This window comes from Streptomyces sp. NBC_01166 (assembly GCF_045039765.1).
GTDB lineage: Bacteria > Actinomycetota > Actinomycetes > Streptomycetales > Streptomycetaceae > Streptomyces.
On sequence record NZ_CP108613.1, the window covers coordinates 2,240,475 to 2,254,071 of the forward strand.

Annotated in this window: 13 protein-coding genes; 7 read left to right on the forward strand and 6 right to left on the reverse strand. The window is 73.5% G+C overall.

Annotated features, from left to right (window positions below; translation table 11 throughout):
- Positions 1 to 302: 302 nt before the first annotated feature.
- Positions 303 to 1,034, reverse strand: coding sequence for a VIT1/CCC1 transporter family protein (locus OG379_RS10325; protein ID WP_393755500.1), 732 nt, complete (start codon positions 1,032 to 1,034; stop codon positions 303 to 305).
- A gap of 223 nt (positions 1,035 to 1,257) precedes the next feature.
- On the opposite strand from OG379_RS10325, the gene OG379_RS10330 reads away from it, so the two are divergent.
- From OG379_RS10330 to OG379_RS10360, 7 genes are all read left to right on the forward strand, one after another.
- Positions 1,258 to 2,412 (forward strand): ADP-ribosylglycohydrolase family protein, encoded by a 1,155-nt coding sequence (locus OG379_RS10330; protein ID WP_405661424.1) that lies wholly within the window; start codon positions 1,258 to 1,260, stop codon positions 2,410 to 2,412.
- Positions 2,413 to 2,477: 65 nt separating this feature from the next.
- Positions 2,478 to 3,734, forward strand: a complete 1,257-nt coding sequence (locus OG379_RS10335; protein WP_405668474.1) for an ADP-ribosylglycohydrolase family protein — start codon at positions 2,478 to 2,480, stop codon at positions 3,732 to 3,734.
- Positions 3,670 to 4,866 (forward strand): ADP-ribosylglycohydrolase family protein, encoded by a 1,197-nt coding sequence (locus tag OG379_RS10340; RefSeq protein WP_405661427.1) that lies wholly within the window; start codon positions 3,670 to 3,672, stop codon positions 4,864 to 4,866. The genes OG379_RS10335 and OG379_RS10340 overlap by 65 nt, the downstream gene beginning before the upstream one ends.
- Entirely contained in the window at positions 4,863 to 6,230 is a 1,368-nt protein-coding gene (locus OG379_RS10345) for an ADP-ribosylglycohydrolase family protein (protein WP_405661429.1), read from the forward strand. Before OG379_RS10340 ends, OG379_RS10345 begins: the two co-directional genes overlap by 4 nt.
- A complete protein-coding gene (rbsK, locus tag OG379_RS10350) occupies positions 6,227 to 7,111 on the forward strand; it encodes a ribokinase (protein WP_393755508.1) in 885 nt (294 codons plus the stop codon). Before OG379_RS10345 ends, rbsK begins: the two co-directional genes overlap by 4 nt.
- On the forward strand, positions 7,108 to 8,304 hold the full coding sequence (locus OG379_RS10355) for a CaiB/BaiF CoA transferase family protein (RefSeq protein ID WP_405661432.1): 1,197 nt from the start codon (positions 7,108 to 7,110) through the stop codon (positions 8,302 to 8,304). The genes rbsK and OG379_RS10355 overlap by 4 nt, the downstream gene beginning before the upstream one ends.
- On the forward strand, positions 8,301 to 9,122 hold the full coding sequence (locus OG379_RS10360) for an HpcH/HpaI aldolase/citrate lyase family protein (RefSeq protein ID WP_405661434.1): 822 nt from the start codon (positions 8,301 to 8,303) through the stop codon (positions 9,120 to 9,122). Before OG379_RS10355 ends, OG379_RS10360 begins: the two co-directional genes overlap by 4 nt.
- Before the next feature lie 79 nt (positions 9,123 to 9,201).
- On the opposite strand, the gene lgt is transcribed toward OG379_RS10360, so the two are convergent.
- The 5 genes from lgt to trpM all read right to left on the reverse strand — a co-directional run bounded on the left by lgt (position 9,202) and on the right by trpM (position 13,582).
- On the reverse strand, positions 9,202 to 10,173 hold the full coding sequence (lgt, locus tag OG379_RS10365) for a prolipoprotein diacylglyceryl transferase (RefSeq protein ID WP_405661436.1): 972 nt from the start codon (positions 10,171 to 10,173) through the stop codon (positions 9,202 to 9,204).
- Between the two features lie 104 nt (positions 10,174 to 10,277).
- Positions 10,278 to 11,090, reverse strand: coding sequence for a thioredoxin domain-containing protein (locus OG379_RS10370; protein ID WP_393755516.1), 813 nt, complete (start codon positions 11,088 to 11,090; stop codon positions 10,278 to 10,280).
- A 75-nt stretch (positions 11,091 to 11,165) separates the two neighbouring features.
- Positions 11,166 to 11,978, reverse strand: a complete 813-nt coding sequence (gene trpA, locus OG379_RS10375) for a tryptophan synthase subunit alpha (RefSeq protein ID WP_405661440.1) — start codon at positions 11,976 to 11,978, stop codon at positions 11,166 to 11,168.
- On the reverse strand, positions 11,975 to 13,255 hold the full coding sequence (gene trpB / locus OG379_RS10380) for a tryptophan synthase subunit beta (protein WP_405661443.1): 1,281 nt from the start codon (positions 13,253 to 13,255) through the stop codon (positions 11,975 to 11,977). Before trpB ends, trpA begins: the two co-directional genes overlap by 4 nt.
- 138 nt (positions 13,256 to 13,393) lie before the next feature.
- Positions 13,394 to 13,582: a tryptophan biosynthesis modulator TrpM gene (gene trpM / locus OG379_RS10385; protein WP_107103173.1), complete on the reverse strand. Its 189-nt coding sequence runs from the start codon at positions 13,580 to 13,582 to the stop codon at positions 13,394 to 13,396.
- Positions 13,583 to 13,597: the final 15 nt, after the last annotated feature.

A 13,597-nucleotide genomic window follows, 5' to 3' on the forward strand; every position in this document is an offset into this window, starting at 1 on the left:
GGAGTCGTGGTGCGGGTGGGTCACGATCGGAAGGATCATTGTCGATCACTGTCCGGGGAGACCGCAGAGAGCAGGCGTCGTTGCCCGCGAGTGTCTACGGCTCTTGCCCGGCGGTCATGGAATCGAAACCGCCGAGTAACGGCTACTTATGTGTAGCACTGCATAGCGTCTCATTTTACGGGGGCCTACCCGATCCGCCCAGTGACGTGCGTCAAGACGTACGTCACACCGGTGCAACACGGCGGGGTGCCCGGGAAATCCCGGCATCCGGGCCGGGATTTCCCGGGCACCCCTCAGAGGCGTCAGCCGACGGCCACACCGAAGAGCGCACCCAGGCCGTAAGTGATCGCCGCGGCGGCCCCGCCGAGCACGAGCTGGCGCAGTCCGCTGAACCACCAGGTGCGTGCCGTCACCCTGGCCACGACAGCCCCGCAGCCGAAGAGGCCGGCCAGGGCGAGGAGCACGGCGGGCCACATCTCGGTGGCGCCGAGCAGATAGGGCAGCACGGGCAGGAGGGCACCCAGAGCGAAGGCACCGAAGGAGGACAGGGCGGCGACGAGGGGCGAGGGCAGGTCGCCCGGGTCGATGCCCAGCTCCTCGCGGGCGTGTATCTCGAGCGCCTGCTCCGGGTCCCTGGACAGCTGGCGCGCGACCTCCTGGGCGAGGGCGGGCTCGACCCCGCGGGACTCGTAGAGCGCGGCGAGCTCCCGCATCTCGTCCTGGGGGTGCTTGCGCAGCTCGCGCCGCTCGACGGCGAGCTCGGCCTCGACGAGCTCGCGCTGCGAGGCGACGGAGGTGTACTCCCCCGCGGCCATCGAGAACGCCCCTGCGGCGAGCCCGGCCAGGCCGGTGATGACGATGGTCTGCTGGGAGACCGCCCCTCCGGCGACGCCCGTCATCAGGGCGAGGTTGGAGACGAGGCCGTCCATGGCGCCGAACACCGCGGGCCGCAGCCAGCCGCCGTTGACGTCACGGTGCGTGTGGTTGTCCCGGTGGGCCTCGTGCAGTACGGCGTCGGTCTCGATGATGGACACAGCTCTCCCCTTTTCCGGGAGCGGTCCCCAAAGTCGCGCTTCCCGCTCCGCACCGTCGAAAATACGCACGAAAAAGGCCTCCCGCCAGCAAGGAAGGCCGAACTTACCTGCCTCGCGGCCGTCACCCGGGCGGCCGATTTGTACGAAATACGAGCCTCTCTTCGGCGCGATCGGGGAACCTCTCATATCCGGTTGTTCCGGGTGCGAGTGAAGGGTCGACACGATGGAGCTCAGGGCGGACGGTCCGGCGGCGGGCACGGGTGACCGGGCGCGGGGGGCGTTGCTGGGACTCGCGGTGGGGGACGCGCTCGGCGCACCGGCGGAGAACATGCGCCCGTCCGAGATCCGCCGCCGCTGGGGCCGTATCGAGGGTTTCGTCAGCGACGATCCGGCGGGTACCGACGACACCGAGTACGCGATCTTCTCCGGGCTGCTGCTGGCCAGGCACGGATCGGCGCTCACCGTCTCGCATGTCGAACGGGCCTGGCACCACTGGATCGCGGATCTGGACGAGGGTCCGTTCCGGGGAGCCGGATTCAGCGAGCGCGGGACGCTGGAGAATCTGCGGCGCGGGCTGGCCGCCCCGATCTCGGCGCAGCACCGGCACGCCTGGAGCGACGGTCTCGCGATGCGGGCGGCACCGTTCGGGGTGTTCGCGGCGGGCCGTCCCGCCGAGGCCGCCCGTCTGGTGGCGGTCGACGGCCGGGTGAGCCATGAGGGGGAGGGCATCTACGGCGGTCAGGCGGTCGCGGCGGGGGTGGCGGCAGCGATGGTGGGGGCGGGGCTGGCCTCGGTGATCGCGGCCGCGCTCTCGGTCGTGCCGATGGACTCCTGGACGGCCCGTTCGCTGCGCCGCGCGGTCACGGCCGCGCAGCGCTCGCACCCGGACCGGCTGGCCACCGAGCGCGCGGTGCGGTCCGCGGTGGTGATCGGCGGCTACCCGTGGACGGATCTGGCGCCGGAGGCGGTGGGCCTGGCCTTCGGCGCCCTCACGGCGGCGCGCGGCGATTTCCGTACGGCGGTGCTCACGGCGGTGAACATGGGCCGGGACGCCGACACCACGGCCGCCGTGGCGGGGGCGCTGGCAGGCGCCCTGCACGGGGCGTCGGCGATCCCCCGGGACTGGGCGGCGGCGATCGGCCCGGTGCGGGGCAGTTGCCTGCCGTCCATGCGGGGCTATCACGTCCTGGACATCGCGGATCTGCTGACCCCGGACGACGGGGAGGACACGCCGGCCCCGGACCGGGAGCCCACCGCCGCACCCGTCCCCCCGCGGCACGAGCCGCCCGGGGCGCGGCTGCCGGGCGGCGCGTGGCACACGCCCCTACGCACCGCCCCGGCCGCTCCGGCCTCCGGCGTGCGGCAGGACGCCTTGTGACCGCCGCCCGCGGCCCCGGGCGGGGCGCGCCCACCGCGCCGGCGGAACCCGTTTCGCACGTGGCCATCACGATCACCTCCGGGCCGGCGGCCGACGGCGGCGCCGGGGGCCGCGGCGCACCGGGCAGGCAGGCCAGGATCGAGGGGCTGCTGCTCGGGCTGGCCGCCGGTGACGCGGCCGGGTGGCCGGCCGCGCGGCACCGTGCGGCGCGGATGCCGGAGTGGACGAGGCGGCTCACCAGGGAGCTGGACACCTTCGCGGAGCAGAACGCGACGACGACCCTCCCCGTGCCCATCGCCCTCAACCAGCCGCCCGAGCCGCTGCGGCTCGGCCCGTCCGACGACGCCGAGTGGGCCGCGTTCTCCGCCCGGACCGTGCTGGCCGCCGCGGCCGACCACGCGCCGGACCTCTCCCCCGGCCACCGGATGCGGGACGCGGTCGACCGTTCGTGGAACGCGCTGGCGGCGAAGGTGGCCGCCGCGAGCGCCCGGGCGCCCGAGGTCGAGTCGGCCGTGCTTCCGCTCCGGGCGCGGATCTCCGTACGCGCCGGGCTCGGCAATCTGGCCGCCGGGCTGCGCCCGCCCGCCACCGGCCACGACAATCCGCACTACTTCGACGACGCGGCCTGCGTGCGGGCCGCCGTGCTCGCGGTCGTGCACCCCGGCGACCCGGCGGCGGCGGCCGGGCTCGCCGAGTTCGACGCCCGGTACACCCAGGACGGCGACGGCGTGCACGGCGCCCGCGCGATCGCCGCCGCGATCGCCGAGGCCCTGGCCGGGGCGGACGTCGACACGGTGGTGAACGCCGCACTCGACCAGCTCCCCGACGGCACCGAGATCGCGCGCAACGCCGCCCACGCGGTGCGGCTGGCCCGGGAGTTCGCGGACGAGGCGGCGGGCGCCTTCGCACTCGTCCCCGTGCTGGAGCACCAGATCGTGGACCACGTCTACAGCTACGGGATCGCCGCCGCCGAGACCGTGCCGGTCGCCCTCGCCCTGACGACCGCCGCCCGGGGCGAGTTCACCCAGGCCGTGCCCGCGGCGGCCTGCCTGTCCCGGGTCGCCGATTCGGCGCCGGCGCTGGCCGGCGCCCTGACCGGGGCGCTGGGCGGGGCGGCGACCGTGCCCGAGGGCTGGCGGGAGGCCTGCCGGACGCTGGCCGGGTGCGCGCTGCCCCTGCTCGCCGGTACGGACCTCATCGAACTCGCCGGGCTGCTGGCAGCCACGGAACCGGCCACCCCGGGTGGACAATCCCGACATGGCACACAAAACATCCGCACCGCTCGAGGCCGGCACGACCACCACGACGCTCACCCTGGATGAACGCATCACCGGAGCCCTCGTCGGCGCGGCCGTGGGGGACGCGCTCGGCGGACCCGTCGAGGGCTGGACGCCCGAGCAGATCGCCGAGCGTCACAGTGGCCGGGTGACCGGCGTCGTCGGGCCCTGGTACGGCGACGACTGGCGCACGGCGCGCCCCATCGCCCCGTACCACAAGGGCGACGGGCACGTCACCGACGACACCTTGATGACCCACGCTCTGGTCCGGGTGTACGAGACGGTGCGCGGTCACCTCGACGCGTACTCCGTCGCCGACCACCTCGTCCCGGACCTGATGTCGCGGCCCCGCTGGATCCCGGAGCTGGAGGCCGAGGCGCTCCCCCTGCAGCGGATCTTCCTCGCCGAGAAGTGGATCGTCACCCGGCTGCACTACGGGCACGCCGACCCCCGCGAGGCGGGCTCGGGGAACATCGTCAACTGCGGCGCGGCGATGTACATGGCCCCGGTCGGCCTGGTGAACGCGGCCCACCCGGAGGCCGCGTACGCGGAGGCGCTGGATGTCGCGGGCGCCCACCAGTCCTCGTACGGCCGGGAGGCGGCGGGGGTCCTGGCCGCCGCCGTCGCGGCCGCGTGCGCTCCGGACGCGACCCCCGCCTCGGTCGTCGGGACCGCTCTGGGCCTGGCCAAGGACGGCACCCGGTCGGCGATCGAGGCGGTGTGCGAAGTGGCCGCCCGCTACACGGACTTCGAGTCGGCGCTGGCACCGCTGCGCGAGGCGGTCGCCCCGTTCGACACGGTGGGGCCCCACTACCGCGACCCCTCGCTGGGCGCCCGGAGGCCCTCCCGGCTGCACTCCATCGAGGAGCTTCCGGTCGCGCTCGGCATGCTGCTCGTCGGCGACGGGGACTACCGGCGCTCGGTGCTCGGCTCGGTCAACTACGGCCGGGACTGCGACTCGATCGCCACGATGAGCGGCGCGCTCGCGGGTGCGCTCCACGGCGAGCAGGGCATCCCCGCGGCCTGGGTGAAGACGGTCGCCGACGCCAGCCGCCTCGATCTGCACGCCCCGGCGCGCGCCCTCGCGGAGGTGGCCCGGGAGGTCTTCGCCCGGGACACCGCCCGGCGCCGCGCGCACGAGGCGGCGTTCGCCGTGCTGACGGGCGACGGCCGGTGACCGTACGTCTGACGTGGGTCCAGCCCGAGGACCTGGTCGGCCACGAGCTGCGCCAGGCCGCGCAGGACGGCCGGGACGCCGGGGACGTCGAGCGGCGCTGGTGTGCGGCGGGCGGTGCTCCCGCCCCGGAGCGTGCGGGGGCCTCCGAGCCCGCCGCGCCGCGCCGGCTGCGCGCGCTCGCCGGGGAGCTCCTGGACGAACTCGCCCTGCTGGAGTGCCCGTCGGCCGAGGACGAGCCGACCGGCCTGTCCGGGATCCGGGCCGCGTGCCCGCGCTGGCCCGCCCCACGCGCCCGCGCGGTGTCCTTCGGGCCCGACCGTCTGCACGCGGCCTGGCTGGGGCGGGCCGCGGGCTGTCTGCTGGGCAAGCCGGTCGAGAAGCTGCCCCTGGCCGGCATCCGCGCCCTGGCCCGCGCCACCGGCAACTGGCCGCTCACCACCTGGTTCACCGCCCGGGGACTGCCCGGAGAGCTGGCCGCCGCGTACCCGTGGAACCGCCGCTCGGCACCCACCTCCCTCGCCGAGAACATCGACGGGATGCCGGAGGACGACGACCTCAACTACCCCTTGCTGACCGTGCTGCTGCTCCAGCGGCACGGCCACGGGTTCAGCACCTCCGACCTGGCCCGGCTGTGGCTCGACGAGCTCCCGGCGGGCCGTGTCTTCACCGCCGAGCGGATCGCGTACCGCAATCTGCTCGACGGGATCGAGCCGCCGGACACCGCGCGCCACCGCAACCCGTTCCGGGAGTGGATCGGCGCCCAGATCCGGGCCGATGTGCACGGCTGGACGCATCCCGGCGACCCGGGGGCCGCCGCGGAACAGGCCCACCGGGACGCGGTCCTCACCCATACGGCGAACGGGGTGTACGGCGCGATGTTCACCGCCGCCGCCCTCGCCGAGGCCGCCGGCGGCGAGACGGACGTGCACGGCTGTCTGGCGGCCGGGCTGCGGGTGGTGCCGCCCCGGTCCCGGTACGCGCGCGCGGTACGCCTCGGTGTCCGGACCGCCCGCGAGGAACGCGACTTCGACACGGTCGTGGACCGCCTCCACGACACGTTCGGCACCACTCACCACTGGGTGCACGTCCTGCCCAACGCGGCGCTGCTCGCCGCCGCCCTCACGCACGCGGACGGGGACTTCGGCCGCTCGGTCTGCTGCGCGGTGTCCGGCGGCTGGGACACCGACTCGAACGGTGCGACGGCCGGTTCGCTCGCGGGCCTGCTGGCCGGGCGGGCCTCCGCGCTGCCCGACCGGTGGACCGCCCCGCTCAAGAACCGCCTCGCCACCTCCGTCCCCGGCTTCGACTCCATCGGCTTCGACACCCTCGCGGAACTGACCCATCAGGAGGTATGCCGCCCATGACAGCCATCGCTGTGCTCGGCAGCACCAATATGGACCTGGTCGCCTACGTCGCCCGGGCCCCCGGACGCGGGGAGACCGTCACCGGAAGGGAGTTCCGGACCGTCCCCGGCGGCAAGGGGGCCAACCAGGCCGTCGCCGCGGCCCGCGCGGGCGGCGAGGTCGTGATGATCGGGGCGGTCGGGACCGATGAGTACGGCTCGTCGCTCCGGACGAACCTGGAGCACGCCGGTGTGGACACGGACCTGCTGCACACCGTCTCCGGGCCCAGCGGCACCGCGCACATCGTCGTCGACGACGAGGGGTCCAACGCGATCGTGGTGATCCCCGGCGCGAACGGCACCGTGACCGCGCTGGGCCCCGGCGAGAGAGCCGCCGTCGCCGCGGCCGGCTTGCTCCTCCTCCAGCTGGAACTCCCGCTCTCCGTCGTGGTGGAGGGAGCCCGGACCGCGAAGGCCCGGGGTGTGCGGACGATCCTCACCCCCTCCCCCGTGCAGCCGCTGCCGCCCGGACTCCTGGACGACGTGGACCTGCTGGTCCCCAACGAGCACGAGGCCGCGGAGCTCACCGGGTGCGTGGAACCGCACGCCGCGGCCCAGATCCTGCTGCGGCAGGTCCCCGAGGTCGTGATCACGCTCGGCAGGAAGGGGTGCCTGTACGCCGCACGCGGCGGCGAACCGGTCCTCTTCCCCGCCCCCGAGGTCACCGCAGTCGACACGACCGGAGCCGGGGACACCTTCGTCGGCACGCTCGCCGTGGCACTCGGCGAGGGCCGGTCCGTGCCGGAGGCGCTGGCCTGGGCGTCCTCCGCCGCCGCGCTCTGTGTGCAGAAACCGGGCGCCTCCACGTCCATGCCGTACCGAAGCGAGATCGATGCCCTATGAGTACGACGACCGCTCCCCTCACCGGCCTGCGGGTCCTGGACCTCGCCACCCTCTTCGCCGGGCCCCTCGCGGCCACCATGCTCGGGGACTTCGGGGCCGAGGTCATCAAGGTCGAGCATCCGCGCAAACCCGACCCCTCACGCGGGCACGGCCCCGCGAAGGACGGCATCGGCCTGTGGTGGAAGCTGCTCGGCCGGAACAAGCGCACGCTGACCCTCGACCTGTCCGCCCCGGGCGGCCGGGACGTGCTGCTGAGGCTGGCCGCGGACACCGATGTGGTCATCGAGAACTTCCGGCCCGGGACCCTGGAGCGCTGGGGCCTGGGCTGGGAGGAGCTCCGTGCCGCCAACCCCCGGCTGGTGCTGGCCAGGGTCACGGGCTTCGGGCAGACCGGCCCGTACGCGCACCGGCCCGGCTTCGGCACGCTCGCCGAGGCGATGAGCGGCTTCGCCGCCGTCACCGGAGAGCCCGACGGGCCGCCGACCCTGCCACCGTTCGGCCTGGCCGATTCGATCGCGGCCCTCGCCACGGCCTACGCGGTGATGACGGCGCTGTCCGGGCGCGACCTCACCGGGCAGGGCCAGGTGGTGGACATGGCGATCATCGAGCCGATCCTCACCGTGCTGGGGCCGCAGCCGCTCTGGTACGACCAGCTCGGGTACGTCCAGCCGCGGACCGGGAACCGATCCCGTAACAACGCCCCGCGCAACACCTACCGCACCTCCGACGGCCACTGGGTCGCCGTCTCCACCTCGGCCCAGTCGGTCGCGGAACGCGTGATGCACCTGGTGGGGCGCCCGGAACTGATCGAGGAACCGTGGTTCTCCGCCGGGACGACCCGCGCCGAGCACGCCGACGAACTCGACGAGGCGGTGGGCCACTGGATCGCCCGGCGCACCAGGGAGGAGGCGGTGGACGCCTTCGAGAAGGCCGAGGCGGCCATCGCGCCGATCCAGGACGTACGGGATGTGATGGAGGACCCCCAGTACCGGGCGCTGGGCACGATCACCGAGATCGACGACCCCGAGCTGGGGCCGCTGCGGATGCAGAACGTGCTGTTCCGGCTCTCGGAGACGCCGGGGGCGATCCGCTGGGCCGGCCGGCCGCACGGAGCGGACACGGACGAGATCCTGGCGGAGCTCGGCCTCTCCGCCCCCGCGGTCGCGGCGCTGCGGGACGAGGGGGCGCTGTGAGCGGCCCGGCGGTGGCGCTGACCTGGCTGTACGTTCCCGGCGACCGGCCCGAGGTGGTCCGCAAGGCGCTCGGCTCGGGTGCGGATGTGGTGATCATCGACCTGGAGGACGCCGTCGCACCGGACCGTAAGGAGTACGCGCGGTCGGCGACGGCGGAGCTCCTCTCCGATCCGGTCACGGCGGACCCGATGGCGGTGCCGGTCCATGTCCGGGTCCACGGCGAGGACGACGTGAAGGCGCTGGCGGGGCTGGCGGGGCTGTCCGGGATGCGGCTTCCGAAGATCACCCATGCGGCGTCCGTGCACCATGTCGCGGCCCTGGCCCCGGGTGTGCCGCTGTATCCGCTGCTGGAGTCGGCGCTGGCGATCGAGCACGCGTACTCGATCGCGGGGGCGCATCACGCCGTACGGGGTGTGGCGCTGGGCGAGGCGGACCTGCGGGCGGATCTGGGGGTGCGCGACGACGCCGGTCTCGACTGGCCGCGCAGCCGTGTGGTGGTCGCCGCCCGGGCGGCGGGGCTGAACCCGCCCGTGATGTCGGTGTACACGGATGTCCGGGACCTGTCGGGGCTGCGGTCGTCCTGTGCGCACGGGAGGAATCTCGGGCTGCTCGGCCGGGCGGCGATCCATCCCCGGCAGCTTCCGGTGATCGAGCGGGCGTTCCGGCCGACGTCACGGGAGGTGGAGGCGGCGGAGCAGATCGTGGAGGCGTCCCGGACGGAGGCGGGGGCGCAGGCCCTGCCGGACGGGAGGTTCGTCGACGCGGCCGTGGTGGCGACCGCGGAACGCACGCTCGCCTTGGCGCGCTCGCACCGATGAGGCCCGTACATGGGCGAAGGGGCCGCCGGACCGTGGTGGTCCGGCGGCCCCTTCGCGATGTGTGCGGGGGCGGGGAGCGTCAGCTCCTGTCGGCCTTCTGCGGGGTCCCGTCGGCCTCGGGGGCCGGCGCGTCGGCCTCCTCGGTGGTCCCGGGGACGGTCTCCTCGGAAGGGGATTCCTCGGACCCGGTCTCCCCGGAGGCGTCGGTGGTCTTCTCGCCGTCCTTGGTCAGGCTCACGGCGGCGGGCTCGACGATCTCCTCGCGGCCGGGGCGCACCTTCGCCGAGATCACGATGTAGACGACGGCGAGCACGAACACGATGATCGCGGTCCACACGTTGAGCCGGAGGCCCAGCACGTGGTGCGCCTCGTCGACGCGCATGTACTCGATCCATCCGCGGCCCGCGCAGTACGCGGCGACGTACAGCGCGAAGGCGCGGCCGTGTCCGAGCCTGAAGCGGTGGTCCGCCCAGATGACCAGGAGCGCGACGCCGACGCACCACAGGGACTCGTACAGGAACGTCGGGTGGTAGGTGCCCTCGACGCGGTTCGTGCCCTCGCTGATCTTCAGCGCCCAGGGGACGTCGGTCGGCTTGCCGTACAGCTCCTGGTTGAACCAGTTGCCCCAGCGGCCGATCGCCTGGGCGAAGGCGATACCGGGGGCCAGTGCGTCCGCCCAGGCCGGGAGCGGGATCCCACGGCGGCGGCAGCCGATCCAGGCACCGACCGCGCCGAGCGCGATCGCGCCCCAGATACCGAGGCCGCCCTCCCAGATCTTGAAGGCGTCGACCCAGTTCTCACCCTCGCTGAAGTACAGCTGGTAGTCGGTGATCACGTGGTAGAGCCTGCCGCCGACCAGGCCGAAGGGCACGGCCCAGACGGCGATGTCGGCGACGGTGCCGGCTTTGCCGCCTCTGGCGACCCAGCGCTTGTTGCCGAACCAGACGGCGACGAAGACACCGATGATGATGCAGAACGCGTAGCCGCGGAGCGGGATCGGGCCGAGCTCGATCACGCCGGTCGACGGGCTGGGAATGAAGGCAAGGTTCATGACGGGGTCGACGCTACCCTGCCGGACGGGACGTACGGCAAGCCGTCCGGCAACTTCTGGGTAACGGGGCCCCGGCGGAGTACCTCCGGGGCCACGGGCACGGCCTATGGGGTGGCGCCGACCGTGCCCGGCTTCTTGCCCTTGTTGGCCTCGGCGACCCACTTCTTGATGTTGGCGGCGGAGATCTGTTCGTTCCCCTTCTTCGGGAAGATCGACTCGCCGTTGAGCAGTGCGGTCGGTGTGCCCTGGAAGCCGCCTTCGGTGAACGCCTTGTTGGACTTCTCCACCCAGCTGTCGTGCGTGCCGTCCTCCACACAGCTGCGGAAGGCGGGCGTGTCCAGGCCCTTCACCTTGCCGGCCAGCTCGATCAGCTTGCTGTTCTCACCGAAGGCGTCGTCGGTCTCGGCGGGCTGATTGCGGAAGAGGGTGTCGTGGTACGGGGCGAACTTGCCCGCGTCCTGGGCGCAGGCGGCCGCGTTGGCCGCGCGCAGCGAACCGCTGCCGCCGAGGTTGCCGTCGATGATCGTGGCCAGGTGGTACTCCACCTTGAGCCGGCCGCTGTCGGTGAGCTCCGTGACGGTGTCGCGGAAGGTGTTCTCGAACTGGGCGCAGACCGGGCAGCGGAAGTCCTCCCAGATCGTGAGCGTGGACGGCGCGTCATCGGCCCCGACCTGGAGGGCGAGGCCGTCCTTGCCCATCGCCCCGGACGGGGTGACGGCGGGCCCGGCCTCGCTGTCCTTGTCGTTCTTGCCGGCGTTGGCCGCGATCACACCGATCACGGCTGCCAGCGCCAGCACCCCCACCACGGCGGTCGAGACGATCAGCGTGCGGCGGCGGCGGTCCCGCGCCCGGTCCTGCTCACGCTGCTGGGCCAGCCGGTCGCGCGCGGCTCTTCTGCGGTCTTGGTTCTCGCTCACACCGCGCAAACGAACCGGGGAGGCACGTCAGCGCCTCCCCGGTCCCAGGTCCACCCGTACGGATGACGCCCGCTGTCAGCGCTTTCGAACGCCTTCGGCCAGTTCGGCCGCCAGCGCGCGGACGGCGGCGAGACCTGCGGCCTCGTCCGGGGCGTCCAGCATCCGCTTGACGAAGGCCGAGCCGACGATCACGCCGTCGGCGAAGCCGGCGACCCGCTGGGCGTGCTCGGCGGTGGAGACGCCGATGCCGACGCAGACGGGCAGGTCCGTGGTGGCGCGGGTGCGCCGCACCAGGTCCTGGGCCTGCTCGCCGACCGATTCGCGGGTGCCGGTGACGCCCATCAGCGAGGAGGCGTACACGAATCCGGAGCCCGCGGCCGTGATGGTGGCGAGGCGCTCGTCCTTGCTGCTCGGGGCGACGACGAAGACGGTGGCGAGACCGTGCTTCTCGGCATGCTCCCTCCACAGCGCGGACTCCTGGACGGGCAGGTCGGGCAGGATGCACCCGGCGCCGCCCGCCTCGGCCAGCTCGGCGGTGAAGCGTTCCACCCCGTAGCGGTCGATCGGGTTCCAGTACGTCATGACGAGGATCGGCGCGCCCGTGGCCTCGTGCGTCTCACGGACCGTACGCATGATGTCGGCGATCTTGAGGCCGCCGCGCAGCGCGATGTCGTCGGCGGTCTGGATGACCGGCCCGTCGAGCACCGGGTCGCTGTGCGGGAGCCCGACCTCGATGACGTCGGCGCCTCCCGCGACGGCGGCCTTGACGGCGGCGATGCCGCCGTCGACGGTCGGGAAGCCGCCGGGCAGGTAGGCGATGAGCGCCGCCCGGTCCTCGGACGCCGCCTTGGCCAGCGTCGATTCGAGAAGCTCTCGGTTGCCGCTCACTTGGTGACCTCTTCCTCTCCGTCGGCCACGTCGGCCTCGACGACCGCGTCGGCGCCGTCGTACAGCCCGAAGTACCTCGCTGCCGTGTCCATGTCCTTGTCGCCGCGGCCGGACAGGTTGATCAGGATCAGCCCGTCCGGGCCGAGCTCCCGTCCGACCTCCAGGGCCCCCGCCAGCGCGTGCGCGCTCTCGATGGCCGGGATGATCCCCTCGGTGCGGGAGAGGAGGCGCAGCGCCTGCATGGCGTCGTCGTCGGTGACGGCGCGGTACTCGCCGCGGCCGATGTCCTTGAGGTAGGCGTGCTCGGGGCCGATGCCCGGGTAGTCGAGTCCGGCCGAGATCGAGTAGGGCTCGGTGATCTGCCCTTCCTCGTCCTGGAGGACGTAACTGCGCGAGCCGTGCAGGATCCCGGGCTCGCCCGCGGTCAGCGTCGCCGCGTGCTCGCCGGTCTCCACGCCGTGTCCGGCGGGTTCGCAGCCGATCAGCCGGACGCCCGCGTCCGGGATGAAGGCGTGGAAGAGACCGATGGCGTTGGAGCCGCCGCCGACGCAGGCGACCGCGGCGTCCGGCAGCCGGCCGGCGCGCTCCAGGATCTGGCGGCGGGCCTCGACGCCGATCACCCGGTGGAAGTCGCGGACCATCGCCGGGAAGGGGTGCGGCCCGGCGACCGTGCCGAAGAGGTAGTGCGTGCGGTCCACATTGGCGACCCAGTCGCGGAACGCCTCGTTGATGGCGTCCTTGAGTGTCCTGGAGCCGGACTTCACGGCGACGACCTCGGCGCCGAGCATCCGCATGCGCGCCACGTTCAGCGCCTGCCGCTCGGTGTCGATCTCGCCCATGTAGATGGTGCACTCGAGCCCGAAGAGGGCGCAGGCCGTCGCGGTGGCGACGCCGTGCTGACCCGCTCCGGTCTCCGCGATGACGCGGGTCTTGCCCATGCGCTTGGTGAGCAGGGCCTGGCCGAGCACGTTGTTGATCTTGTGCGAGCCGGTGTGGTTGAGGTCCTCACGCTTGAGGAAGACGCGGGCACCACCGGCGTGCTCGGCGAAGCGCGGGACCTCGGTCAGCGCGCTGGGCCGGCCCGTGTAGTCGACCATGAGCTGGTTGAGCTCGGCGGCGAAGGCCGGGTCCGCCTTGGCCTTGTCGTATTCGACGGCCACCTCGTCCACGGCGGCGACCAGCGCCTCCGGGATGAACTTGCCACCGAACGCGCCGAAGTATCCCTCGGCGCTGGGGATCAGACCCTCGGGGTCCGGGATGAAGAAGTCGGACGACATGCGACGTGCTCCTCGAATCGCAACGGGTGATGTCACCGTATGCGCCATGAGCGGAGCGCCACGCCGACCGGTCGACGGTCGGTGCGGTGGGGCGTGCGGATCCCCCTGTACCGGGGGACGGGCGACGGCCGGGGCTCGCTACGGCGCGGACCCCGTGCGCCATCGCATCCCGTTGACCTGGCCCGGCTCGTCGCCGATCACGTACCGCACCCGTCGGCCGTGCACACGCCGGGCGGGGGCGCGGCAGCCGCGGGGGCGGCAGCCGCGCGCCAGCGGCGCGTGCGGGTCCCGGGCGCTCGCGCCGGCGGGGCGCAGGCCCGGCCGGATGCGGGCGGAGGGACG